Origin of the sequence: Mesorhizobium sp. LNJC394B00 (genome assembly GCF_000502555.1) — a bacterium.
Taxonomy (GTDB): Bacteria; Pseudomonadota; Alphaproteobacteria; order Rhizobiales; family Rhizobiaceae; genus Mesorhizobium.
This window is the reverse complement of the sequence record NZ_AYWH01000001.1, coordinates 131,800-157,011: the sequence shown is the minus strand read 5'-3', so window position 1 is coordinate 157,011 and position 25,212 is coordinate 131,800. Positions and strand designations below refer to the sequence as shown.

22 protein-coding genes and 1 tRNA gene are annotated in these 25,212 nt (G+C 63.4%); 11 read left to right on the top strand and 12 right to left on the bottom strand.

Going from position 1 to position 25,212, the window contains the following annotated elements; all coding sequences use genetic code 11:
- Positions 1–172 precede the first annotated feature (172 nt).
- The 5 genes from X751_RS162580 to X751_RS162595 all read right to left on the bottom strand — a co-directional run bounded on the left by X751_RS162580 (position 173) and on the right by X751_RS162595 (position 3,057).
- The gene (locus X751_RS162580) at positions 173–676 is read right to left on the bottom strand and encodes a hypothetical protein (RefSeq protein ID WP_023682882.1); all 504 of its coding nucleotides are present in this window, start codon (positions 674–676) and stop codon (positions 173–175) included.
- Positions 677–819: 143 nt separating this feature from the next.
- Complete coding sequence (locus X751_RS162585; RefSeq protein ID WP_023682881.1) at positions 820–1,059, bottom strand: hypothetical protein; 240 nt, start codon at positions 1,057–1,059, stop codon at positions 820–822.
- 203 nt (positions 1,060–1,262) lie between these two features.
- Positions 1,263–1,847, bottom strand: coding sequence for a hypothetical protein (locus tag X751_RS01000000163370; RefSeq protein WP_245265719.1), 585 nt, complete (start codon positions 1,845–1,847; stop codon positions 1,263–1,265).
- A 56-nt stretch (positions 1,848–1,903) separates the two neighbouring features.
- Positions 1,904–1,977 (bottom strand) — tRNA-Gln (locus X751_RS162590).
- Between the two features lie 147 nt (positions 1,978–2,124).
- Positions 2,125–3,057: a lysylphosphatidylglycerol synthase domain-containing protein gene (locus tag X751_RS162595; RefSeq protein WP_023743634.1), complete on the bottom strand. Its 933-nt coding sequence runs from the start codon at positions 3,055–3,057 to the stop codon at positions 2,125–2,127.
- A gap of 352 nt (positions 3,058–3,409) precedes the next feature.
- Here X751_RS162595 and X751_RS162600 point away from each other — a divergent pair, with 352 nt between their 5' ends.
- Together X751_RS162600 and X751_RS162605 are read left to right on the top strand one after the other, a co-directional pair.
- Positions 3,410–4,753 carry a Ppx/GppA phosphatase family protein gene (locus X751_RS162600; RefSeq protein WP_023743633.1) on the top strand — a complete coding sequence of 448 codons (1,344 nt, stop codon included), beginning with the start codon at positions 3,410–3,412 and terminating at the stop codon, positions 4,751–4,753.
- The gene (locus tag X751_RS162605; RefSeq protein ID WP_023705807.1) at positions 4,750–5,472 is read left to right on the top strand and encodes an RlmE family RNA methyltransferase; all 723 of its coding nucleotides are present in this window, start codon (positions 4,750–4,752) and stop codon (positions 5,470–5,472) included. Before X751_RS162600 ends, X751_RS162605 begins: the two co-directional genes overlap by 4 nt.
- A gap of 191 nt (positions 5,473–5,663) precedes the next feature.
- Here X751_RS162605 and X751_RS162610 read toward each other — a convergent pair whose 3' ends face one another.
- Positions 5,664–7,085, bottom strand: coding sequence for an MFS transporter (locus tag X751_RS162610; protein ID WP_023743632.1), 1,422 nt, complete (start codon positions 7,083–7,085; stop codon positions 5,664–5,666).
- A gap of 243 nt (positions 7,086–7,328) precedes the next feature.
- Between X751_RS162610 and X751_RS162615 the strand changes: the two genes are divergently transcribed.
- The 5 genes from X751_RS162615 (at position 7,329) to X751_RS162635 (ending at position 10,777) form a co-directional block, all read left to right on the top strand.
- Positions 7,329–7,574: a type II toxin-antitoxin system prevent-host-death family antitoxin gene (locus X751_RS162615; protein WP_023673036.1), complete on the top strand. Its 246-nt coding sequence runs from the start codon at positions 7,329–7,331 to the stop codon at positions 7,572–7,574.
- A complete protein-coding gene (locus X751_RS162620) occupies positions 7,571–8,026 on the top strand; it encodes a PIN domain-containing protein (protein ID WP_023673035.1) in 456 nt (151 codons plus the stop codon). The genes X751_RS162615 and X751_RS162620 overlap by 4 nt, the downstream gene beginning before the upstream one ends.
- Before the next feature lie 142 nt (positions 8,027–8,168).
- Positions 8,169–9,746, top strand: a complete 1,578-nt coding sequence (gene guaB / locus X751_RS162625; RefSeq protein WP_023743631.1) for an IMP dehydrogenase — start codon at positions 8,169–8,171, stop codon at positions 9,744–9,746.
- 19 nt (positions 9,747–9,765) lie between these two features.
- Positions 9,766–10,335 carry a hypothetical protein gene (locus tag X751_RS162630; protein ID WP_023673033.1) on the top strand — a complete coding sequence of 190 codons (570 nt, stop codon included), beginning with the start codon at positions 9,766–9,768 and terminating at the stop codon, positions 10,333–10,335.
- 22 nt (positions 10,336–10,357) lie between these two features.
- Positions 10,358–10,777 (top strand): MAPEG family protein, encoded by a 420-nt coding sequence (locus tag X751_RS162635; RefSeq protein ID WP_023673032.1) that lies wholly within the window; start codon positions 10,358–10,360, stop codon positions 10,775–10,777.
- A 63-nt stretch (positions 10,778–10,840) separates the two neighbouring features.
- Here the strand turns inward: X751_RS162635 and rnd are convergent, their stop codons facing one another.
- From rnd to X751_RS162650, 3 genes are all read right to left on the bottom strand, one after another.
- A complete protein-coding gene (gene rnd, locus X751_RS162640) occupies positions 10,841–11,992 on the bottom strand; it encodes a ribonuclease D (protein WP_023682426.1) in 1,152 nt (383 codons plus the stop codon).
- Positions 11,993–12,067: 75 nt separating this feature from the next.
- Positions 12,068–13,312: an MFS transporter gene (locus tag X751_RS162645; RefSeq protein ID WP_023689528.1), complete on the bottom strand. Its 1,245-nt coding sequence runs from the start codon at positions 13,310–13,312 to the stop codon at positions 12,068–12,070.
- Positions 13,313–13,516: 204 nt separating this feature from the next.
- A complete protein-coding gene (locus X751_RS162650; protein ID WP_023743630.1) occupies positions 13,517–14,722 on the bottom strand; it encodes an MFS transporter in 1,206 nt (401 codons plus the stop codon).
- A gap of 107 nt (positions 14,723–14,829) precedes the next feature.
- Between X751_RS162650 and X751_RS162655 the strand changes: the two genes are divergently transcribed.
- Positions 14,830–15,588, top strand: a complete 759-nt coding sequence (locus X751_RS162655; protein WP_023743629.1) for a DeoR/GlpR family DNA-binding transcription regulator — start codon at positions 14,830–14,832, stop codon at positions 15,586–15,588.
- A gap of 130 nt (positions 15,589–15,718) precedes the next feature.
- A complete protein-coding gene (gene aspS, locus X751_RS162660; RefSeq protein ID WP_023743628.1) occupies positions 15,719–17,506 on the top strand; it encodes an aspartate--tRNA ligase in 1,788 nt (595 codons plus the stop codon).
- Positions 17,507–17,736: 230 nt separating this feature from the next.
- On the opposite strand, the gene X751_RS162665 is transcribed toward aspS, so the two are convergent.
- The gene (locus X751_RS162665; RefSeq protein WP_023682420.1) at positions 17,737–18,927 is read right to left on the bottom strand and encodes a hypothetical protein; all 1,191 of its coding nucleotides are present in this window, start codon (positions 18,925–18,927) and stop codon (positions 17,737–17,739) included.
- Positions 18,928–19,332: 405 nt separating this feature from the next.
- Between X751_RS162665 and parC the strand changes: the two genes are divergently transcribed.
- Entirely contained in the window at positions 19,333–21,585 is a 2,253-nt protein-coding gene (parC, locus tag X751_RS162670) for a DNA topoisomerase IV subunit A (RefSeq protein ID WP_023743627.1), read from the top strand.
- Positions 21,586–21,744: 159 nt separating this feature from the next.
- On the opposite strand, the gene X751_RS162675 is transcribed toward parC, so the two are convergent.
- Positions 21,745–22,719 (bottom strand): IS5 family transposase, encoded by a 975-nt coding sequence (locus X751_RS162675; protein WP_023743626.1) that lies wholly within the window; start codon positions 22,717–22,719, stop codon positions 21,745–21,747.
- A gap of 321 nt (positions 22,720–23,040) precedes the next feature.
- Between X751_RS162675 and X751_RS162680 the strand changes: the two genes are divergently transcribed.
- The gene (locus X751_RS162680) at positions 23,041–24,255 is read left to right on the top strand and encodes an AI-2E family transporter (RefSeq protein WP_023682419.1); all 1,215 of its coding nucleotides are present in this window, start codon (positions 23,041–23,043) and stop codon (positions 24,253–24,255) included.
- Here the strand turns inward: X751_RS162680 and X751_RS162685 are convergent.
- The gene (locus tag X751_RS162685; protein ID WP_023689526.1) at positions 24,243–25,139 is read right to left on the bottom strand and encodes a DMT family transporter; all 897 of its coding nucleotides are present in this window, start codon (positions 25,137–25,139) and stop codon (positions 24,243–24,245) included. The genes X751_RS162680 and X751_RS162685 overlap by 13 nt on opposite strands.
- Positions 25,140–25,212: the final 73 nt, after the last annotated feature.

The following is a 25,212-nucleotide window of genomic DNA, read 5'->3' as shown; positions in this document are numbered from 1 at the left end:
CTATTGGAATCTTCACTTGTCTAGCCTCAGTTCGCGCTCGGTACATATGAAGGTTCTTGGGCGCGCTTGTACCGGCGGGTTTTGAGATACTGGTTTGGTGTTAATTGAGCTATCGCTAATCTATGGTCGTACCTCGCCCGTAGGCACGAGGGGCTGAATGCGCAAGCGTGCTTCAGGAACCCGTCCGGCGCGCGAAATGTTCATATGTCACGCGCCAGGGGTCGCTCTCCGCTCGTCTCTCCTCACCGATCCAGTGAAAGCTGGCGGCGGTGATCTCGGTGAACCGCCACCGCGCCTGCAGGCCGCGCGAGTCGGCGCCCATCTGGACGATGTCCTTGCCTTCGGCCCGCCCGATCTGGCGCGAGTAATCCTGGTTGAGCGGATCGCTCCAGATAATGTGCCAGCCACCGATCCCGGGATCGAAGACGCGCAAGGTCGTGCCATACATGGTGGACGGGGCAGGGCGCCTGGGCCTGATCCAGATGTCCTGAATGGCGCGGCCTTCGAGCACCCAGCCAAAGTGACACTCGCCATCCGATTTCTGGATTGTGCCGTCGTTGCGGTGGTGAACCGTCTCCATGTCCCAGCTGCCAATCAACCATCCATAGAGGTCCATGTCTTTCGCCCGGTCGGCTGGCGGACCTTCGGATGCGAGAGCGGTGAGAAACGTCGTCATGATTGTCTCCAGGGCAAGCCTCGCGGAAACGCTGGGCGCCACAACCCTTGCAGCGTTGCGGGCCCGGGTCTTGGGAAAAATTGCTGTAGTGCCGCGGCTGCCGACCTTCCGCGTTCGCGCCATATCGCATCTATGCACCAATGCTAATGTAGCGTCGGCGGGTACCCCAATGCCCGCCTGGCCGGCGCCTCCTCAGGCAATCTCTTGGATGAGCGGCGCCGGCCGCTGGCTTGGGCGCAACCAAACTCCTGCCGGAGAACGCCAGCTGCCCAATCGCGCAGTTCTGGAGAAGCATCGCCCGATTTCATGATCGACACGGCCAGCGCCGCCATGTCTGCAGGCGGCTTGTTGTGCGAGGTCACATAGGTGAAATAGCCGGCCATGATGAAATGACCGGCGGGACGATCTGGAGTGCCGCCAAAGCTATTGCGCGCCAGCGTTTGGGCGGGCCGGGTGCTGGAACGTCATCCTTGTCCACGAAATCGACCATTCTGCTCTGTCCAAAAGCCGGGAGAACACAATCCGAAAGGATGATCTACATTAGTTAAAATGCGGATAAATCCTTATGGGAGATGCTGTCGCTGCCCTAGTCGGTCCCTTCCGGCGGCGCCTCATCTTGCCAGCCGGCCAGCTCCGGCAGGTCGTCCAGCCAGCTTTTCTCCGTCATCAAGATTTCGCCGGCCTGTGGTGCCGCCTCAGTGGCGTTTTGAATAAGCCAGTCCATCCACTTTCGATAAGCGGCTGGGGCCAGTTCGGGCGGCAGCACCTTGGCCTTGGCCAGCATGCGTTTACGGAAGCTGAGCTGCCTGCGCAGTTTGGTCGTCGTGAATTTTGTCGCCTTGCCCTGGTATTCCACCGTCCAGCGCCCATCGCCGTGGCTGGTCAGCCTGTCGATGGCAAAACCGGCATCGACCGGCCTGTCCCGCCAGGGAAGCTCGATGGCGTTCCGCCTCAGATCGAGAGCCCATCGCCTATAGTCCGCCCCGGCACGCTGCGGCGGCAGAACGCCGGCCTGTTCGAGGATTTTCCTGCGAAAGGTAGGCTGCTTCTTGATCTGGCCGGTTGTCAGCTCGATGCGATGCCCACGGAACTCGACATGCCAGCGGATTCTCCCGTTGCCGACATATTTTGCCAGCCTGTCGATGGCGAACTCGTCGTCGGACAACTCCACGCATCCCTGGCGGATGCGTCGAGGATGTACTGGCTGTCAGTGGGCATGACGTGCCTTGGCTGGGGAACCTGGATTCGAACCAGGACTAACGGAGTCAGAGTCCGTGGGTCTACCGTTAACCTATTCCCCAGCAGGCGCTGTCGCGCTGGTGGGCCGCCGAAGCAGCCGCGCGTGCCTTGTAGCCGCCGCCGGAAAATAGTCAAGCCTAAGCTGCGTTTCAATCACAGCGTTTCATAGGGGCAATTACGCCCGGGTGGCGCGCCGCACCCAATGATCCTCAGCTCTCCGTCCGGCTGTATTGCGAATGCTCGAAGAACAGCACCACGCCAAGCGCAATCAGCAGCGGGATGATCAGGTAGAACAGCCGGAACACCAGAAGTGCCGCCAGCACGCCGACCGGGTCCATATCAGACAGGCCGGCGAGGAACACGACCTCGAACACGCCGAGCCCGCCCGGCGCATGCGAGATCTGCGCCACCGAGAACGAGACCAGGAACACGCCGAGGATGACGAAATAGCCGGGATTGCCGGCAACGGGCAGGGCAAAGAAGATGATCGCCGCCGCCGCCAGAAGCTCGATCGGGCCGATCAGCAATTGCCGCGCCACGATCGGCAGCGCCGGGTAGTGCAGCTGGAAGCCGGCGATTCTCAGCGGCTTCAGGTGCAGCCAGCTGCCGAAAATGTAGGCGCCGACTAGGATGAGCAAAGCGATGCCGGCGGCGATCGCCAAGCCGTGGTGCGGGGCGCCGGAAAAGCGGTCGATGATTGCAGGCTCGAACACCAGCACCAGGCCGCCGACCAGAATGCTGGAGAGCACGAAGGTGATCCAGCAGATCGCCACCAGAATGCCGACGTCCTGGCCGGTCAGCCCCCTGGTGCCGTAGGCGCGGTAGCGGATCACGGCGCCCGAAAACACCGAGCCGCCGATGTTGTGCGACAGCGCGTAAGTGGTGAAGGAGCAGAAGGTGACGAACAGCCACGACACTCGTCTGCCGATATGCAAGAGCGCGATGTGGTCGTAGCCGGCGAGCGAGGCATAGGCGACCACCGAGCTCAGTGCCGCAAGCACCCAGCCGCGCGTCGGGATGGCCGATATGCCGTCCCAGACATCGTCGAGCGAGATGCCGCGCAACTCATGCCACAGCAACAGCAGCGACCCGATGACCGCCGCGATGCCGATGACCGGCCACAGATAGCGCCTCCAGTTCATGGAGTTGTCGTCATGCGTTGCTGCCCATCGCCCAAGCGGGCGTGAAAACGTCCGCGATTCACCAATATTCCCCCTCATTTCAGAAATGCCTCATTGAAGCCGGCTATTCAACCGGCAAGGGTGAGCAGCCGGTTCGCCAACGGCGAATTCGTCGTGCCAGTGGCAAGATGAAAAGGCTAGCGAACGCCGGGACGCTGCAAAGCAGCGGGGACGTGGCAGGACGCAGCCGGCAAAATTTGGCCCCTTGCTCTTGGTGATCCGGTCCGGCGCTGCTACTCTGGCGGCAACTTAAAATTTTTAAGCGCCTGCTGCGTCCGGTTTTCCGGTTCGCGCGGCGCCGGAAGGAACTGAAGTGGAAGACCACGACACCGGCGCTGGCGCGCCGGAAGTGGGCGTGTCCAGGGCTTCGCCGCCGTCAGGCGGGCCAAGCCCATCCGCCGGGCGGCCCCGCCAGGCGGGGCCTCAGTCCGGTAACGGACAGGCCGGCGAAGCCCAGCATCAGCGAGGCAAGGCGAGAAAGCGGCGCAAGCGCCGGCGTGGGCGCAAGGTTTTTGCGCGCGACGACAGCCCTCTCGCAACGGCCGAAGCGGTTAGTGCGCCGGCCTCAGTCGGCCCGGCCGCTCCAGCGCCGGTGCCTTTGCCCTCGGCGCCACAATCCCGACCGGAACAGCCAATGCATCGTCCGCCGATGCAGGAACTGCCGGTGTTTGCCGCGCTCGATCTCGGCACCAACAATTGCCGGCTTTTGGTCGCGGTGCCGCAGCGCCATGGCCAGTTCCGCGTCATCGACGCCTTCTCGCGCATCGTCAGGCTGGGCGAGGGGCTGACGGCGAATGGGCACCTGAGCCAGGCGGCGATGGACCGCGCCGTCGAGGCGCTGAAGATCTGCGGCGACAAATTGCGCAACCGCAAGATCCGCAAGGCACGGCTGATCGCCACCGAGGCCTGCCGCACCGCCGACAATGGCGTGGAATTCCTGCAGCGCGTCGAACGAGAGGCGGGGTTGAAGCTGGAAATCATCGATCGCCAGACCGAGGCGCGGCTTGCTGTATCCGGCTGCGGCTCGCTGGTCGAGCGCGACACGCAAGGCGTGGTGCTGTTCGACATTGGCGGTGGCTCGTCCGAAATCGCGCTGATCGACCTCACCGGCCAGCGCTCGCCACGGCTTGCCAACCACATCGTGTCGTGGACGTCGCTGCCGGTCGGCGTCGTCTCGCTGGCCGAGCGTTTTGGCGGCCGCACGGTGACGCGCGAGATCTTTGCCGCGATGGTCGACGATGTCGCGGTGCGGCTAAAATCCTTCGACGGCCGCGACCGGTTGAGCCACGTGCTGACCAGCCCGAAATTCCATCTGCTGGGCACATCAGGCACGGTGACGACGCTGGCCGGCGTCCATCTCGACCTCGAACGCTACGATCGCCGCCGCGTCGATGGGCTGTGGATGGACCGCGACAGCGTCGACCGCATGGTCGAAAAACTGGTCGGCTGGGACTTCCAGCAGCGCTGCGCCAACCCGTGCATCGGCGCCGACCGTGCCGATCTTGTGCTGGCTGGCTGTGCTATTCTTGAAGCGATCCGAGCGGTGTGGCCGTCGGAGCGGCTGCGCGTCGCCGACCGGGGCTTACGCGAAGGCATTTTGAGCGAGCTGATGGCCGATGACGGCGTCTGGCGCAACAGTGGGCGGGGCCGACAGTGACCAAGAAGCCGGAAAAGCCGGGCTCCGCCAGCATTCGCGTCCTCAAAACACGAATCAAGAAGAAGTCGGGCCTCAAAGAATCGTCGCGCCGCTGGCTGCAGCGCCACATTAACGATCCCTATGTCCAGAGGTCAAAAGCCGACGGCTATCGCTCGCGCGCGGCCTACAAGCTGATCGAGATCGATGACAAGCATCATCTGCTGAAACCCGGCATGAAGGTCATCGATCTCGGTGCGGCCCCCGGCGGCTGGTGCCAGGTGGCGGCCGCGAGGACGAAATCGACGGCTGATAATCCACATGTCATCGGCATCGACTATCTCGAAATGGATGCGGTGCCGGGTGCGCCGGTGCTGCTGATGGATTTCCTCGACCCGGAAGCGCCGCAAAAGCTCGCCGAGGCGCTGGGCGGCGACCCCGATATCGTGTTGTCCGACATGGCCGCGCCGACCACCGGCCACAAGCGAACCGACCACATCCGCACCATGCATCTGTGCGAGGTGGCCGCCGATTTCGCGCTGTCGGTGCTGAAGCCGGGCGGGCACTTTTTGGCCAAGACGTTTCAAGGCGGCGCCGAAAACGAGCTGCTGTCGATGCTCAAGAAGAACTTCCGCTCGGTGCACCACGTGAAGCCGCCGGCGTCGCGGGATGAGTCGGTGGAACTGTATTTGCTGGCGAAGGATTTTAAGGGCAGAGAGCCACCAGTGGCATCGTCATCCTAGGGCGAAGCAAGGAGCGAAGCGACGCAGCGCAGACCCTAGGATCCATGCCGTGACGTTAACGCGTTGAAACGCTGCAGAATTCTGTGCCGCTGCATCCTTCGATCAAGATCACGGCATGGATCCTAGGGTCTGCGCGACGCTTTGAGTCGCTTCGCCCTAGGATGAACGAAGTGATGAGGGGCGCTCGCCCCTTACTTCCCAGCCGTGCTCACCGGCTCCAGCGTCTTCGGCGTCGTCAGCCGGCCGTGGCCCGACACCGCATTGCCGGCATCCGGTGCCAGCCGCATGAACGATACCGACGCCGCCGCTGACACTGCCGCCACGATGAAGAAGGCAATGTGGAAATCGCCGAGCATCAGCGGGCCGCCATGGATCGAGGTCGAGACTTCCAGGATGCCGCCGGCCAGCGCCACGCCGAGCGCGATCGACAGTTGCTGGAACACCGCCGTGATCGGCGTTGCCTTGCTGGTGTCTTCAGCCGTCACCTCGGCATAGGAGAGCGCGTTGACGCCGGTGAAGAACATCGAGCGGATAAACCCGCCGACCAGCAATATCGCCAGCATCAGCGCGTAAGGCGTCTCCGGCGTGAACAGGCCGTATATGGCGATCGATGCCGCGGCGATCAGCGAGCCCCAGATCAGCACCCGGCGGAAGCCGGCGAGCCGGAAGATCAGCGCGGTGACGAATTTCATGCCGATGGCGCCGATGGCCGAGACGAAGGTGATCATGCCCGACTGGAACGGCGTCAGCCCGAAGCCGATCTGGAACATCAGGGGCAACAGGAACGGCACCGCGCCGATGCCGATGCGAAACAGCGAGCCGCCGAGCACCGAGGAGCGGAACACCTGGTTGCGGAACAGTTCCAGCGCCAGCAGCGGGTTCTTGGCGCGCCGCGCATGCAGCAGATAGAGCACGCCGGAAATCAGCCCGACCGCCACGGTGATGAGGCCGGTCGCCGGCGGCAGATAGGGCAGGCTGACCACCGACAGGCCGAAGACGACGCCGGAGGCCGCCAGCCCGCTCAGCACGAAACCGACGAAATCGAGCGGCGGCGTCTCCATCGAGTCGGTTTGCGGCAGGAAGCGCGTCGCCAGCCAGATGCCGATCAGGCCGATCGGCACGTTGATCAGAAAGATCCAGTGCCAGGTGAAATAGGTGGTGATGAAGCCGCCGATCGGTGGTCCCACAAGCGGGCCGACCAGCGCCGGCACCGTGAGCCACGACATGGCGGCAACCAGCTCGCTCTTCGGCGTCGCGCGCACCAGGACCAGGCGGCCGACCGGCGTCATCATGGCGCCGCCTATGCCTTGCAGGAAGCGCGAGACGACAAAGGCCGGCAGCGAGTTGGAGACGGCGCAGCAGACCGAGCCGACGATGAACACGCCGATCGCGGCGCGAAAAATGGTCTTGGCGCCGAACCGGTCGGCCATCCAGCCGCTGATCGGAATGAAGATGGCCAGCGACACCAGATAGGCGGTCAGCGCCAGCTTGAGCGCGATCGGGCTGGTGTGGATGTCGACGGCGATCGCCGGCAGCGATGTCGCAATGACGGTCGAATCCATGTTTTCCATGAACAAGGCGACCGCCAGAATGAGCGGAATGATGCGGTTCAACGAACGCGTCCGAACTGGTCTAAATGTGCCTGCCGGCCAATCCAGGCAATGAAAAGGCGGGCAAGCCGATACAAACGGGCGGTTATCACGCCTCAGGCGCGATGTCGCATTAATTTGCTGTCATTTTTGTGCGACCGTGGGCGGACAAGAGGCATCGCTGCGTTTCGCCACATTGAATGAACTTGCGAAAATTGACCGGGTTCACTATGCTGTAGTGAATATAACTACTATCTGGACAATGTCATGGAAGAAGCCGTTTCCGCAGCCGACGCCAACCGCAAATTCTCGCTCCTCCTGCGCGGTGTCCGCGAAGGACAGAGCTATGTCGTGACCAGCCATGGGCGCCCCGTGGCGCGGATCGTGCCTGCAGGGCAGCCCGACCCTGCGGCGTCTCGTTCGCGCACAGCGCTGCTGTCGCGCCTCGAACGCCAGCCTGTTGTAGAAGCCGGGCGCTGGAGCCGCGACGAGCTTTACGAGGACGAGCGGTGAAGGTCGCGCTCGATACCAACATCCTTGTTTATGCCGAGGGGATCAACGGAGCCGAGAAGCGCGACATCGTTTTCGGCCTGCTGCACGACATTGCGCAAGAGGCAGCCGTCATTCCAGTCCAAGTGCTCGGCGAATTGTTCACCGTTCTCACACGCAAGGCCGGACGATCACGTGCACAAGCGCGCGACGCCCTGTTGAGCTGGCGCGACGCGTTTCCGGTTGTCGGCACGACGCCGGAGGTGATGACGGTCGCGGCTGATCTTGCGACCGATCACCATTTCGGCATCTGGGATGCGACCATCCTGTCTGTTGCCTCGCAAACCGGTTGCCGGCTGCTGCTGTCGGAAGATCTGCAGGACGGCTTCACCTGGGGCGGCGTAACGGTCGTCAATCCTTTCGCGTCACCGCGCCATGTCTTGCTCGATGCCCTGTTGGGCAAGTCCGCCGAATAGGCCACGACCGGCTTTTCAACCACGCCGCGACGTGTTACCAGCCAGCGCCAATCCTGAAAGGGAAGAAACGAGTCGGCGCTGTCCATTTCGGTCCAGCGCTTTTTTGTATTCTCCCGGCGCTTTTCGTATCCGAGGACTGGCCATGGCAAAAATCATCGAAACGTCCACCGGCGCGCTGGCGCTGACCTTTGACGACGTGCTGTTGCAGCCCGGTCATTCCGAGGTCATGCCCGGTGAGACCGACATCCGCACCCGCATCGCCACCGACATCGACCTCAACGTGCCGATCCTGTCGGCCGCCATGGACACCGTCACCGAGGCGAGGCTCGCCATCGCCATGGCGCAGGCCGGCGGCATCGGCGTCATCCACCGCAATTTCTCGCCGGCCGAACAGGCCGAGCAGGTGCGTCAGGTCAAGAAGTTCGAATCGGGCATGGTCATCAATCCGGTCACCATCGGCCCCGACGCCACGCTCGCGGACGCGCTGGCGCTGATGCGCACCTATTCCATCTCGGGCATTCCGGTGGTCGAGAATGGCGGCAGCGGCGGCCAGAAGATCGGCCGCCTGGTCGGCATCCTGACCAACCGCGACGTGCGCTTCGCCTCCGATNGCGGCAGCGGCGGCCAGAAGATCGGCCGCCTGGTCGGCATCCTGACCAACCGCGACGTGCGCTTCGCCTCCGATCCGGGGCAGAAAGTCTACGAATTGATGACCCGTGAGAACCTGATCACGGTCAAGGAGAATGTCGACCAGGACGAGGCCAAGCGGCTGCTGCATCAGCACCGCATCGAAAAGCTCGTCGTCGTGGACAAGTCCGGCAATTGCGTCGGCCTGATCACCGTCAAGGACATCGAGAAGTCGCAGCTCAACCCGCACGCCACCAAGGATGCGCAGGGGCGCCTGCGGGCGGCGGCAGCCACCAGCGTCGGCGATGACGGCTTCGAGCGCGCCGAGCGGTTGATCGATGCCGGTGTCGACCTCCTGGTCATCGACACCGCGCATGGCCATTCGCAGCGCGTGCTCGATGCGGTGACGCGGGCCAAGAAGCTTTCCAATTCCGTCCGCATCCTGGCCGGCAACGTCGCCACCGCCGAAGGCACGCAGGCGCTGATCGACGCCGGCGCCGATGCCGTCAAGGTCGGCATCGGCCCGGGCTCGATCTGCACCACGCGCATCGTCGCCGGCGTCGGCGTGCCGCAGCTTTCGGCGATCATGTCGGCGGTCGAGACGGCGCATAGATCAGGCGTGTCGGTCGTCGCCGACGGCGGCATCAAATATTCGGGTGACCTGGCCAAGGCGCTTGCCGCCGGCGCCAGTGCGGCCATGATCGGTTCGCTGCTGGCCGGCACCGACGAAAGCCCGGGCGAGGTCTATCTGCATCAGGGCCGCTCCTTCAAGGCCTATCGCGGCATGGGCTCTGTCGGCGCCATGGCGCGCGGCTCGGCCGATCGCTACTTCCAGGCCGAGGTTCGCGACACGCTGAAACTGGTCCCGGAAGGCATTGAAGGGCAGGTGCCCTACAAGGGACCTGTGTCTGGCGTGCTGCACCAGCTTGCGGGCGGGCTAAAAGCCGCTATGGGTTATGTCGGTGGCCGCGACCTTGCCGATTTTCGCGAACGCGCCACCTTTGTGCGCATATCCAACGCCGGACTTCGTGAAAGCCACGCCCATGACGTCACGATTACCCGCGAAAGCCCGAACTATCCTGGCGGAGCCTGACCGGCAGCCAGAGCGGTACATGCTCTGGCGCCACCAGGCGACGATCGTGCTGCGGCTGGCGCGCCATGCCGGCGCGCTGTGCTTTGCCGCCGCGGCGGTTTTCATCATCATGACGCTGCTGGAATTCTTCTATTTCCGCCGGCTGAGCGGTGGCCTGCCGTCGCTCGACGTGCGCCTTGGCGGGTTCACGCCCGACGAGGGCATGGCCTGGCTGACGGCACTCGGCCGGCGCGGCAGCGAGATCATCCTGGTCTGGCACTATTTGACTTTCGACCTTCTCTTCCCGGCGCTGCTGTCGCTGACCATGGTCAGCCTGATCCTGGCAACCGGGCGGCGGCTGAAGAGTTTTCGTGCCATGCCGGTGCAGCTTCAGGCACTGTTCGCGCTGGTCATCGTGCTGCCCTACACGTGCGCCGACTACGCCCAGAACATTGCGGTGGCGCGGCTTCTGTCCGATGCGCTGTCGGCCAACCCGGATTCTCTGTCTTTCGCCTCGTCGCTGATCGTCACCAAATTCGCGCTGCTGGCGATCCCCGTCATCGTCATCGCGTTTTTGATCCTTGCCGCCCAGCGGCGTCCACAGGCATGAACGACAGAGCAGGGGCAACGCCATGAGCCAGACCGCGATTTTCTGGCCGATGCTGGCGCAGGTGTTGCTCGTCTATATCGTCTATGTCGTGATGGGCCGGCGCCGCTACGGCGCGGTCAAATCGGGCGAGGCCAAGGTCGGTCAATACAAGGTGCGCACGACCGAGCCCGGGTCGAGCGTCACGGTTGCCAACAATCTCATCAACCAGTTCGAACTGCCGGTGCTGTTCTATGTGCTGTGCCTGGCGCTGCACGCGACCAATGGCGTCAATTATCTGACCCTGGCCTTGATGTGGATTTTCGTGATTTCCCGCTATGGCCACGCCTGGGTCCACCTCACCAGCAACAATCTGCGGTTTCGCAGCCGCGCCTTCTACGTCGGCGCGATCATTCTCTTGCTGGCATGGATCTGGTTCGCGCTACACCTGCTCGGAGCGGTGTAGGGCAGTCGTTTACCCTCCCCCTTGTGGGGAGGGTCGCTCCGCGCAGCGGAGCGGGGTGGGGGTCTACAAATCGAACACCGCGATCTTGCGCTTGTCGAACTTGATGCCGATTTCGCCGCGCACCAGCTTCAGTGCGGCTTCGCCGAACACGGCGCGTCGCCAGCCCTGCAGGGCCGGCACGTCGGCATCCTCGCCCTCGGCGGCGATGCGGTCGATGTCGTCGCTGGACGCCAGCACTTTCGAGGCGACGCCTTCCTTCTCGGCGACGATCCGCAACAGAACCTTCAGCAGCTCGGAGGCGGCATTGGAGCCCTCGGGCGGCTGAAAGCTCTTGGGCAGCTTCGGCATCTCTTCGCGGGGCAAAGCGAGCGCCGTGTTGACCGCGCCAAGCAATGCGGTAGCCGTCGACGAACGCTCCCAGCCTTTCGGCGTCGTGCGCAGCTTGCCCAACGCTGCCGCATCGCGCGGCGCCTGCTGGGCGACCTCGTATATGGCGTCGTCCTTGAGCACCCGGCCGCGCGGCACGTCACGCTCGCGCGCCTCGCGTTCGCGCCATGCCGCCACCGTCTGCACGATCGCCAGCTCCTGCGGCTTGCGCAGCCGCATCTTCAGCCGCTTCCAAGCGTCTTCGGGGTGCGGATCGTAGGTCTCGCGCGAAGTCAGCACCTCCATTTCCTCGTTTAGCCAATGGGCGCGGTTTTCCCGCTCCAGTTCGGCGCTGAGATGCTTGTAGACGTCGATCAGATGGGTGACGTCGGCCAAGGCATAGTCGAGTTGCTTGTCCGACAGCGGCCGGTGGCGCCAGTCGGTGAAACGCGAGGATTTGTCGAGCCGTGCGCCGGTGATGCGCTGCACCAGCTGATCGTAGGAGACGCTGTCGCCGAAGCCGCAGACCATGGCCGCGACCTGGGTGTCGAACACCGGATGGGGCACCAGATCGCCGAGATGGACGATGATTTCAATGTCCTGGCGCGCGGCATGGAAAACCTTGACCACCGCCTCATTGGCCATCAGCCGGAAGAACGGGGCGAGGTTGATGTCGGGCGCCAGCGGGTCGATCAGCGCGGTGACGCCGGGCGCCGCCATCTGGATCAGGCACAGAATCGGCCAGAATGTCGTTTCGCGGATGAATTCGGTGTCGACGGTGACGAAATCCGACTTTTCAAAAGCGGCGAGAACGGACTCGAGCTCATTTTGGGTGGTGATGACGTGCATCAAATCGCTTTTTAGTAACGGGTAAGGTTCTCTTTCAATTTCAGCCATGGGCGCTTTCGTCAAGCCGCCCTTCGGTCAAGTATCAGCCGATCCGTCGGAATCGCCATTTCTGCGCGCCAGCCGCGCGAAGACGGTTGATGTGCGCAGCAGCGCCGTGAAGCGGCTGCGCTTGCCCGCCGGCACGCTGCCGCGCACCTGCATGCGGTAGAGAATGACGGCGATGAGGGTGGCGTAGACGACTGCGCTGAAGACAAACAGGGCGCCCGGTCCGAAATGTTGCATCACTGCGGACGCCGCGAAGGGGCCACCAATGGCGCCGAAGGAATAGAACAGCATCAAGGCGGCGTTGATCAGCACGAACTCGCCCTTGTCGGCGCGGTCGTTGGAATGCGCCGCCGATAGCGAATAGAGCGGCATGGCGAAGCTGCCGAAGATGAAGACGATGATCAAATTGAGGGTCGGATCGGCGCCGGCGACGAAGACCAGCGCCAGCGCCGCGAACATGGCGCCGCATGTCGTGGCCAAAAGCACCGCGCGCCGATCCCAGCGGTCGGAGAGGTAGCCCAGCGGATACTGGATGAGGGCGCCGCCGAAGATGCCGACGCTGACGAAGGTGACGACATCGGCCACCGACATGCCGATCTGCTCGGCATAGACCGGCGACAGCGTGCGGAACGCGCTGTTGGTGACGCCGACGCAGATGCAGCCGAAGCAGCCGAGCGGCGAAATCCGCCAGACGCGGGCGAGATCGAGCTTGACGTCTTCCGGCGGCGTCGGGTTGGAGCGGTCGCCGAGCGACACCGGAACCAGCGACAGCGTGATCATCATCGACATGATGGCGAAGATGGCAAAGCCGCCGGGGCCGAAGATCGGGATCAGGAACTGCGCGCCGGTCACCGAGCCGATATCGACCATGCGGTAGATGGCCAGCACGCGCGCACGATCCTTGTTTTCGACGCCGGAGTTCAGCCAGGCTTCCATGACGGTGAACAGACCGGCAAAGCAGAAACCGCCGGCAAAGCGCACCGCGCACCACATCACCGGATCGATGATCAGCACCAGGAGCAGCGTACTGGCCGCGGCGATGGCGGCGAGCGCTGAAAACGTCCGGACATGGCCGACTGCCTTGAGGATGCGGGTGACTGCGAGGCAACCAAGCAGGAAGCCGGCGAAATAGAACGTGCCCATCAGGCCGATGTCGGAGGCCGAAAACCCTTCCTGCGCGCCGCGCAACGCGATCAGCGTGCCCTGCAGCCCGTTGCCGCCAAGCAGGATGCCGGCGGCGATGAGGAGCGGGATCAGCGGGCGGATGGAGGACATACGGAACCGTTGCCTAGAGCATGATCCCGAAAAGTGGGAACCGGTTTTCGGAAAAGATCATGCTTCGAGAAAGAGTTGGATGAGTGTGACGATCGACGAAACGTCATACTCGTCCAGGTGGCTCCACAGTTCTGAACCATCGGTGTGGCCAATGCCAGTGGCTTGTCCCGCCGCCAACAGGTGTGTGGCTTCAAGTGCGGCCGTTCAAGCTCCGTCGGCCCTCGCCAAAGCTTCGCTCGCCGGCGCAGGCTTGCCCCGGGACGCCCTTCGGCCAAGCGAGCCGGCAGTCAGCAGGCTGAGGATGATGAAGGGGATGCCGATACCGAAGGCCGAGCGAATGCCCCAATGGTCGGAGACGAAGCCGAGCAATGGCGGGCCGAGCAGGAAGGCGACGAAGGAGATCTGCGACAGCGCCGCGACATTGATTGCCGCGGAGCGGTCCGTGCGTTGGGCAGCCGCCGAGATCGCCAGCGGAAAGATCGCGCTGCTGCCAATGCCAAGTAGCGCAAAGCCCAGCATCGATACAAGCGGGGCAGGCGAGAAGAAGACGAGCAGCACGCCGACCGCCATCGTCGCCAGCAGCACCCGCGCCACGCCGCTCGGCGAGTGGCGGTCGACAAAGGAGTCGGCAAAGAAGCGCGTGGCCGCTTGCGAGAATGCAAACAGCGCCACCGTGAAACCGGCGACGAAAGGGCCCGCATCGAACACGGTGCGCATGTAGATTGCCGACCAGTCGATGCTGGCGCCTTCCATCAGCATCGCCGACAGCGTCACCGCGACGAGGACGAGGATAGGCAGCGTCGGCCGCGCCAGCCTTGCCGCCGTCTCGTCATTGCCGGCGAAGCGGCTCGGCGCCGGTTCGTAACCGCCGAGAAACAGCGCTATTCCTGTCGCCACCATCGGTACGACAATGGCCAGGTGCAGTTGCGGCGATATGCCGAGATGCGCAAGCGCGGCGCCGAACAGGCCGGCGCCGAAAAAGCCAATGCTCCAGAACGAATGCGCCCGGTTCATGATCCGGCGCTTGAGCAGGAATTCGGTTCTGTCGGCCTCGACGTTGAGAATGATCTCGACGCTGCCGATCATCAGGCCGACCGGAAACAGCATCAGGAACAGCGCAAGCGGCCCAGGCGCATGCACGGCAATGGCAAAGACAACCGACAAGAGCGGCACCAGCCCGAGCAGCGCGCGGCGGAAGCCGACGCGCTCCAGGATCGGCGCCGCCAGCGTCAGCGCGGTCAAGGTGCCGATCGGCGTCCCGATCAGGCTGAGCCCGAGCGTGCCGTCTCCTATGCCCATGGCATGCTTGATGTCGGGCAGCCGCGGGAAGATTTGGCCCATGGCGAACGAATAGATCGCAAAGCCGGCGTAGACCCGGTGTTGCGGAGCGAGGCGGAGGCCAAAGGTCATGACGATGCTTTCGGGGGAGAGAGCCGGCGATTGTCGTTGATATTCTCTTATCTTGCACAAACAGGCAAATCGTGCAAGAACGTGCACAAAGAAAGCAGGATCATGCAATGCTGACCGATGAGCGGCATCAAATCATTCGCGATCGCCTCGCCGTCGAGGGAAGGGTGCTGGCCGGCGAGCTGGCAAGCCGCTTCGGCGTTTCGGAGGACACGGTTCGCCGCGACCTCAGGGAACTCGCCAAGGCCGGGCAATGCCGCCGCGTCTATGGCGGTGCGGTCGCGCCCGCACCCTTCGCATCGACACCAGTCGGCCTGCGCGCCGGCCATGCGGTCGAAGAAAAGACGCGGCTGGCCCGCGCGACCGTGGCATTGCTTTCGGGCGGACAGACCCTGTTCATCGACAGCGGCTCGACCAATGCCGCGATCGCCAGGGCCATTCCGCGCGACCTCGAACTGACCGTCGCCACCAATTCCCTCGAAATCGCCTCTGTCCTGTCAGACCACGCTTTGGTCGAACTGATTGTGCTGGGCGGCCGGTTCGACCGCCACCTCGGCGCCTGCGTCGGCGCCGACACGCTTGCCGCCGTCGCGCAACTTGGCGCGGATCTGTTTGTTCTCGGCTCCTGCGGCCTCGATGCGTCGCGCGGCGTCACGGCCTTCGATTCGGCTGAGGCCGAGGTAAAGCGGGCCATGGCCAAGAACAGCGCAGGCATCGTCATCGCTGTAACCAACGACAAGCTGGCCACAGCCGCACCCTACCGGGTCGCCAGGCCAGAGGCGATCCGCCATCTCGTGGTCGAAAAGACCGCGCCGGCCGCGATCCTCGCCGACTTCGAGCGTCAGGGCGCCGAAATCCACTTCGCCTGAACAATGGGCCTGCGCCGGATCACCCGGCTTGCCTTGACAAATCGGGCCTCCCATGCGCTTTTCGCGCAAATTTTGGACCGGGCTTTGACGCTCGGCCCACAACCCAGCACCCCGGACTTTTGACATGACAATGCATCGTTACCGCAGCCACACCTGTGCCCAGTTGAGAAAGAGCGATGTCGGCTCTTCGGTTCGCCTGTCGGGCTGGGTGCATCGCGTGCGCGATCATGGCGGCCTGCTGTTCATCGATCTGCGCGACCATTACGGCCTGACCCAGATCGTCGCCGATCCGGATTCGCCCGCCTTCAAGGTGGCCGAGACGCTGCGTGGCGAATGGGTGATCCGCGTCGACGGCGAGGTCAAGGCGCGCCTGCCGGACACCACCAACGCCAACCTGCCGACCGGCGAGATCGAGATTTTTGCGCGCGAGATCGAGGTGCTGTCGGCAGCCAAGGAATTGCCGCTGCCGGTGTTCGGCGAGCCCGACTATCCCGAAGACATCCGCCTGAAGTACCGTTTCCTCGACCTGCGCCGCGAGACGCTGCACAGGAACATCGTGGCGCGCACGAAAATCATCGCCGAGATGCGCAAGCGTATGACCGATGTCGGCTTCACCGAATTCTCGACGCCGATCCTGACGGCCTCGTCGCCGGAAGGTGCGCGCGACTTCCTGGTGCCGTCGCGCATCCATCCCGGCACCTTTTACGCGCTGCCGCAGGCGCCGCAACAGTACAAGCAGCTGATCATGGTCTCCGGCTTCGACCGCTATTTCCAGATCGCGCCCTGCTTCCGCGACGAGGACCCGCGCGCCGACCGTCTGCCCGGCGAATTCTACCAGCTCGACCTCGAAATGAGCTTCGTCGAGCAGGACGACGTGCTGTCGACCATGGAACCGGTGATGCGCGGCGTCTTCGAGACCTTCGCCAACGGCAAGCCGGTGACGCAGACATTCCAGCGCATCCCGTACGATGTCGCGATGCGCAAATATGGCTCCGACAAGCCGGACCTGCGCAACCCGATCGAGATGCAGGCCGTCTCCGACCATTTTCGCGATTCCGGCTTCAAGGTCTTCGCCAACATCCTGGCCAACGATCCGAAGGCCGAAGTGTGGGGCATTCCGGCCAAGACCGGCGGCAGCCGCGCCTTCTGCGACCGCATGAACTCGTGGGCGCAGGGCGAGGGCCAGCCGGGACTGGGTTACATCTTCTGGCGCAAGGAAGGCGACAAGCTTGAAGGCGCCGGTCCATTGGCCAAGAACATCGGCGAGGAGCGCACCGAGGCGATCCGTCAGCAGCTCGGCCTTGCCGATGGCGACGCCGCCTTCTTCGTCGCCGGCGATCCGAAGAAGTTCGTTACCTTCGCCGGTGCCGCGCGTACGCGTGCCGGCGAGGAGCTGAACCTTGTCGACCGCGAGCGTTTTGAACTGTGCTGGATTATCGACTTCCCCTTCTATGAATGGGACGAGGAGGCGAAAGCGATCGATTTTGCCCACAACCCGTTCTCGATGCCGCAAGGTGGTATGGAAGCTCTGACGACCAAGGATCCGCTGGAAATCAAGGCCTTCCAGTACGACATGGTTTGCAACGGCTTCGAGATCGCCTCGGGCGGCATCCGCAACCATCTGCCCGAAACCATGGTCAAGGCATTCGAGATACGCGGCCTCGACCGCCAGACCGTCGAGGAGCGTTTCGGCGGCCTCTATCGCGCCTTCCAGTATGGCGCGCCGCCGCATGGCGGCATGGCGGCCGGCGTCGACCGTGTCGTCATGCTGCTGGTCGGCGCCAAGAACCTGCGCGAGATCACCATGTTCCCGATGAACCAGCAGGCCTACGATTTGTTGATGAACGCGCCTTCGGAAGCCTCGCCGCAGCAGTTGCGTGATCTGTCGCTGCGTGTCGCGGCAGTGAAGACGGGCTGACAGCAGCGTTGCAGCTGCCCTTTCTCCCCGTCTCTATACGGGGAGAAATGTCCGGCAGGACAATGAGGGGCAGCACGCATGCAGGCGATTGGCGAACGGCCTTAGCAGTTGGCGCCTTCTGACAACCGGTTCAGCATCGAACTACAATTTGCAGGCGTTGGCGCCGCCCCTCATCCGCCTGCCGGCACCTTCTCCCCGTATAGTGACGGGGAGAAGGGAGCGAACTTCGATCAGTCTTCGTTGGCCTTGACGTGGACGCCCAGCGTCTTGGTCAGGTCGGCCGGGTTGGACATGGCGCCGGCCATGATCAGCGCGAACGGCACCGCTGCCGGCGGCTCGGCCGAAATCTCGAGGCTCTTCGGATCGTCGAGGTACTTGCTCACCGCGGCCGTCACTTCGGCGGTCAGTTCGGGATTGTTGAGCTGCGCCATGCCGAACGGCACGATCGCCTTGGCCTGGTTGGCGATGTCCTTGCCCGACATGCCCTGCTGCTTGCCGACATACTCAAGCACTTTGCCGGTGAGCGAATCGTCATCGAAGCGGATCGATGCGCTGTTGAAGGAGAGCTGCTGCAACAGGCCGAGCAGGGCCATGCCTTGCGCCGAATTGTCAGCCCCTTCGGGCTGCGCCGCCATCTTCTTCTGCATCTCCTGCAGCGACTTGACGAAGTCGACCGTGTAGCCGCCGAGGCCGAAGGTCATGCCGAGCGTGCCGGCATTCTCGACCGAGATGTCGTATTTCGACAGGTCCATCTTGCCGTCGCTCGGCTGCCAGGTGCCGCCGATCTCGATATTGCCCGAGATGTTCTGGTAGCCGAGGGCCTCGATGGCTTCCTTGGATTTCGCATCGTCGACCAGGGTCAGGTCGGCGTTGAACTTTTCCGTGGTGGCGGAAAACTCCATCGCCTTGCCGTCGGCCGGCGGCGTGATCTGGACAGCAAGCCCATCCACCGAGAAGGCGGTCTTGTCGGCAACCTTGACCGTCAGGCTTTCGAGTTCGGCCGACTTGTAGATCATCATCGAGCCGAGCGGGCCTGTAGCGCCCTCAGCCGGGATGTTGGCGTCGTGGATGACGAAGGGGGTGAGGTTGAGCGTGACGCCGTCCTTGCTGTGCTCGAAGGCCGAAGTCGTGATGGTCGCGACATCGAAGCCGCCATTGGCTTCGGTCACGCCCTCGAGCTTGACGTCGCCGATCGGCAGCGCCTCCTTTTCGGCCGCCGGTTTGACCGACACGCCCTGCAGCACCATGCTGGAATTGTCGCCGGTAACGCCGGTCCAGGTGATATCGACGCCCTGGACGGCAAGTGCGGCCTTCAGTCGGTCGGCAACCGCCGTGTCTTGCGCAAAGGCGGCATTCAGCGGCAGCGTCAGCAAAAAGGTCGAAAAAGCAAGTTTCTTGAGTGTCGAACGTTGGATTGTCATCGCGAGTTCCCTGAGAGAGTCCTGAAAAAAGTGTTTTCTCAATTCTACGCCATCACCATTCCGTGACGAACTGGACGGGAAAAAGGCGCCTTCCCGCAGATTTGTCGAAAATCACGGCGAAAGGCAAATCGGAGCGGGAGCCTTCGCCCGATGCGGTGAATATGTCATGAAGGTCGGGCTCCCCTGCGTACCGTCTCCTGCCTTAGAGAGGGCGTGTAACAGATTGATGTTGGTTGGCAACAGCACTGCTACCGTTGCTGTTGCACAGGGACGGCAAGGGGGAACATGAAGTCCGTCACATCCATTGTCGGACCTTGAGCCGCCCTCGTAAGCCCAAAGGCTGCAAAGTGCGGATTTCCGCAGCCCCGCCTTGCCGCGAATCACCCGCTCGGCTAGTCCAGCCGCATGGGAAAAAGGATTTTGCCGCCTGAAAATGGCGGCGGTGACCACATCGAACCGGTCGATCTGAAGAAGGCGCTGGAAGAGCGCTATCTCGCCTATGCGCTCTCGACCATCATGCACCGGGCGCTGCCTGACGTGCGAGACGGGCTGAAGCCTGTGCATCGCCGCATCATGCATGCCATGCGGCTGCTCAGGCTCAACCCCGACCAGGGCTTTGCCAAATGCGCCCGCATCGTCGGCGACGTGATGGGCAAGTTCCATCCGCACGGCGACCAGTCGATCTACGACGCGCTGGTGCGCCTGGCGCAGGATTTCTCCATGCGCTATCCCCTCGTCGACGGGCAGGGCAATTTCGGCAATATCGACGGCGATAACGCCGCCGCCATGCGCTATACCGAGGCGCGCATGACCGAGGTGGCGAGCGATTTGCTTGCCGGCATCACCGAGGACGCCGTCGATTTCCGACCGACCTACAATGAGGAGGATGAGGAGCCAGTGGTGCTCCCCGGCGCCTTCCCGAATCTGCTCGCCAACGGCTCCTCCGGCATTGCGGTCGGCATGGCGACGTCCATCCCGCCGCACAATGCCGCCGAGCTTTGCAACGCAGCGCTGCAGCTGATCGAGCAACCGGACGCGCCGGTGACAAAGCTGATGGAGTTCGTCCAGGGACCGGATTTCCCGACCGGCGGCATCATCGTCGACAGCCGCGCTTCCATCCTGGAGGCCTATGAGACCGGCCGCGGCGGTTTTCGCGTGCGCGCCAAATGGGGCCAGGAGGACCAGGGCAGGGGCACCTGGAGCATCGTCGTCACCGAAATCCCCTACGGCATCCAGAAGGCCAGGCTGATCGAAAAGATCGCCGAGCTTTTGATCGCGCGCAAATTGCCGCTGCTCGAGGATGTCAGGGATGAAAGCGCCGAGGACGTCCGCATTGTGCTGGTGCCGAAGAGCCGTTCAGTAGATCCCGGCATTCTGATGGAATCGCTGTTCAAGCTGACCGAGCTTGAAAGCCGCTTTCCCCTCAACATGAACGTTTTGTCGCGGGGCAAGGTGCCTAACGTCCTGTCGCTGAAGGGCGTGCTGAAGGAGTGGCTCGACCATCGCCGCGATGTGCTGATCCGCCGCTCGAAGCATCGGCTTGGCGAGATCGAGAAGCGGCTGGAAATCCTTGCCGGCTACCTGATCGCCTATTTGAACATCGACGAGGTCATCAGGATCATCCGCGAGGAGGATGAGCCCAAGCAGGTGATGATGGCCCGCTGGTCGCTCACCGACACCCAGGCCGAAGCCATCCTCAACATGCGGCTGCGCGCCTTGCGCAAGCTGGAAGAGTTCGAGATCCGCAAGGAGTTCGACGGTCTCACCACCGAAAAGAAGCAGATCGAGGCATTGCTGGCATCCGACGCCAAGCAATGGTCGACGATCAAATGGGAAGTCACGCAGGTTCGCGACAAGTTCGGCCCCGAGACCGAACTCGGCAAGCGCCGTACCCAGTTCGCCGGCGCGCCGGAGCATGACCTGACCGACATTGCGCACGCCATGATCGAGCGCGAGCCGGTCACCGTGGTGGTCTCGGAAAAAGGCTGGCTGCGAGCGATGAAAGGCCATCTGGCCGACCATTCCACGCTCACCTTCAAGGAAGGCGACAGCCTCAAGCTCGCCTTCCATGCCCAGACCACCGACAAGATCCTGGTCTTCACCACCGGCGGCAAATTCTACACCATCGGCGCTGACCGGCTGCCAGGCGGCCGCGGCCATGGTGAACCGATCCGCATCATCGTCGACATGGACAACGACCAGGACATCGTCACCGCTTTCGTCCACGACCCGAAGCGCAAGCTGCTGCTCGTCTCCTACGATGCCAATGGTTTCGTCGTGCCGGAGGAGGAGGTCGTCGCCAACACCCGAAAGGGCAAGCAGGTGATGAACGTCAAGGCGCCCGACGAGGCCAAGGCCTGCGTCCCCGTGTCAGGCGATCATCTCGCCATTGTCGGCGAGAACCGCAAGATGCTGGTGTTTGCGCTCTCCGAAATTCCGGAGATGGGCCGCGGCAAGGGCGTTCGCCTGCAGAAATACAAGGATGGCGGTCTGCTCGACCTGAAACCCTTCACGCTGGCGAGCGGCCTGTCGTGGCAGGATTCCGCAGACCGCACCTTCGTCAGGTCGCGCGAGGAGCTGGCGGAATGGATCGGCGCGAGAGCGTCGGCCGGTCGCATGGTGCCGAAGGGATTCCCGCGGACCGGGAAATTTGGTTGAAGCTGCTGATCTCCCCCCAAGTGGGCCCGTTGCGTTATAGGCTTTGGGCGTGGAGAGAGACGGCAAGGGCAATGCGAGGGGGTTTCCGGCGCTGGTTTGTGGCCAGATGGGGTAGGAGTTGGCGTATTCGGCGGATTTCGGGCGCAGTGCGACCCTAGATCAGGTCGCCAGCGTCACCCAGCGACGCATGTTGAAGGCCATGGCGGCGATGAGAACCTGTCCTGCCGCCTTGGCCAGACCGCGATAGCGGATGGCGCAAAGTCGCATGCGGTTCTTCAAGGTGGCGAAGGTCGTCTCGACGGCAAAACGTTGCCGGGCGATCAGTTGGTTGAACTGCTTCAGGCGCGCCGGCAGGCGCGGATGATGCTTGTTGGCCCGCCGCATCAGCCGCGGCTTGATCCCGCGCTGCCTCAGCGACAGCTCGCGCGCCTTGGTGTGATAGGCCGCATCCGCCAGCACCGCGCCTTCGTCGCCACAGATCAGATGATCCGCCTCGACCGTGTCGTTGACGTTGGCTGCTGTCGTTCTCACCCGGCGGATCAGACCAGAACCCTGGTCGACGCCGACATGGGCCTTGTAGCCGTAGGAGGAGCCAGGCTTGCCCTGCCGGCGTGTAAAGCCGGCATCGGGATCGCCGGCATCGCCCGCTTCGTGCGCGGCCCCACTGGGCGGCCGTGCCGCCGCCGTCTCGATCACCGTGGCATCGAGCATCGTGCCGCGCCGCAGGATCAGCCCGGCCTTGTCCAGTTGATGGTCCAGTTCGCCAAACAGCTTCTCCAGAAGCCCGGCCTCCACGAGAAGATTGCGAAAGCGGTTGAGCGTGGTGTGGTCGGGCACCGTCTCCTCGAGCGTCAGTCCAACGAAGCGGCGGAACGACAGCCGATCGGCGAGCGCCTCCTCCAGTTCGTTGTCCGACAGCCCATACAAGGATTGCAGCAGAAGCGCCTTGAACATCACCAGCGAATTGTACGCAGGCCGCCCCGGCCCAGTTGGCGAGCGCAGCCGCGCCAGGATCTTCTCGAAGCGATACCACTTCACCAGAGACGACAGCCGGTCCAGTCGTCCGCTCCGACCAAGACCCTGCGGCAGCAGAGCCTCTACAAAACTGAACTGACCGCTCGGCTTTGTCGTCATCGCAAAATCCCCGTTTCAAAAACAGGGAATCACATCCACCCAATTTTGCAACAGTCCCACACGGGGGGAGATGGCCGGCAGGCCAGAGGGGGGCGCTGTCCCGCCAGCGCATCAAATGGTCATGGCTCGCCACTCGGTCGCAACTCTTGGGTCTTCAATGTCGGGTGCCAGGCTGGCGATCCTTCGCGACCCCCTCTGGCCTGCCGGACATCTCCCCCACAAGGGGGGAGATTGGCAGCTTCACCAACCATTTGGACTATCGTCACGATTGCGGCACTATAACAGTGCATAAACGCTGTTAGGCCGGGGAGAATTGACCGTTTGAAGGAAGCGAAGATCCAGAAGCCTGAGCGTCAGCAGCGCCTGTTCGGCCTGTCGACTCCGTTGCGATCAGCTGTCATTCCTCCGCTGTCGGCGGCGCGCTGGCTGTTGGTGCTGATCGTCGCCGCCGGCGTTTATTTCTTCCACGGGTTCCTGTTTCCCGTGCTGGCAGCCCTCGTCATTGCTTTTGCCAGCTGGCCGCTCTACCGCCGGCTGCTTGCCGGTGTCGGCGGTAACCGCACCGTCGCCGCGACGCTCGCCATCCTGTTCATCCTCGCCTTCCTGGTGGTGCCGATAGCGCTCGCCGGCACCTACGCCATCAACGAGGTCCGCGAATGGGTCGGCTGGGCGATCGAGACCAACAGGCACGGCGCGGTCACACCGCACTGGATCACCTCGCTGCCTGTCGTCGGCGAGTGGCTGAACGAACAGTGGATCGACAATTTCGGCCATCCCGGCGGCATCGGCGAGCTGATCCAGCTGGTCAGCGGCGCTAATATCGGCAGCATCTATCGCGGCGTGCTGGCTGCCGGCGGCAGCGCCTTCGGCCTGTTGCTGACGCTGCTGTTCATGATGATCGCGCTGTTCTTCGCCTACCGCGACGGCGAACACTTTGCCAGCCAGATCGACCGGCTCGGCGAACGCATCCTGCCGACGCGCTGGGAGCGGATTTCGCGCGTCGTGCCGGCGACCATTTCCTCGACCGTTACCGGCATGACCGTGATCGCCATCGGCGAGGGGCTGGTGCTGGGCATCGCCTACTGGCTGGCCGGGGTGCCGTCGCCGGTGACGCTGGGCGCATTGACCGGCGTGATGGCGCTGATCCCCGGTGGCGCGCCGCTGTCGTTTACGCTTGTGTCGATCTACCTCGCCGCCAGCGGCTCGCCGATGGCGGGTCTGGCGCTGTTCATCTGGGGCGCAGTGGAACTGTTCATCGTCGACAAGACCTTGCGCCCGAAGCTGGTCGGCGGGCCGATCAAGCTGCCCTTCCTGCCGACCTTTTTCGGCCTGATCGGCGGCGTAAAGACAATGGGCTTTCTCGGCCTGTTCATCGGCCCGGTGCTGATGGCGCTGCTCGTCGCGATCTGGCGCGAATGGCTGCGCGAGGTGGAACTGGCCGAAGACACCGTTCCCGACGCGGCGGCCGAGCTCGAAGGCGGGCCGCCGCAGATCGAGATTGTCGCCGGCCCGGCGAAGAAAAGTCAGGCTGGGTAAGCGACGGCGAGCGCTGCCCGGCGCTTGCGCCCTTCATGCAACTGCCACAGGGAATGGGCAACCAGCGTGACGATCAGGATCACGCCGCCGATCAAGCTGTTGCGCGACGGCGTCTCGGCAAAGATCATCCATATCCAGACCGGCGCCAAAACCGTTTCCAGGAGATAGAACATCGCCACTTCCGGGCCTGAAATGTATTTCGGCCCGTTGGCTAGGCAGAAGAAGGCGAACGGCATGATGACGGCGCCGTTGAAAACGATCCACCATGGCGCTTCCACCTGGAAACCGGTCCTGGAGACCATGAGCGCCGCCAGCCCGAACGGCAGCAGGACGCCGGTCAGCGCGGTGAATCCCATATCCCTGCCGCTGGCGCGTGAAACGGTGATTGCGCAGGCAATCGCCAAGGCCGAACACAGCGCCATCACATCGCCGAACAGATTTCCCGTGCCGACGGAATCGCCGACGATGATCGCGATGCCGACGATCATCAGCGCCATTGCCGCAAGCGTCAGCGGCTGCGGTCGCTCCTTCAGGAACAGCCACGACAGCAGCGCCGAGAACATGGTGGAGAAGGCCAGGATGAAAACCAGATTGGCGGTCGAGGTGTTGTAGACGGCAGTGATGAAGGCGATTGCGCCGAGCCCGTAGAGGGTGGCGACGACGAGCCCCGACCAGCCGGGTATCAGCTGCGGAGCATTCTTGCTGAACGAGCGCCAGATGGCCCATACGATCAGCCCTGCCACGAAGGTGCAGCCGGTGCGGAGCAAAAGGATCGTCCAGGCTTCGCCATGGGCGAGCCGGATCAGGGGAATGTCGATGGTCAGCGCCAGCCCGCCAAGCGCGGTGAGCAGGAGTCCTTTGGTGTGGGCATTGTGAGAGGACATGCAACGGCTTTCGCAATGATTTGAGCAGATGCCGGTCGGCGCAATCGCCCCGCCAACGGGCGGGAGACCAGCA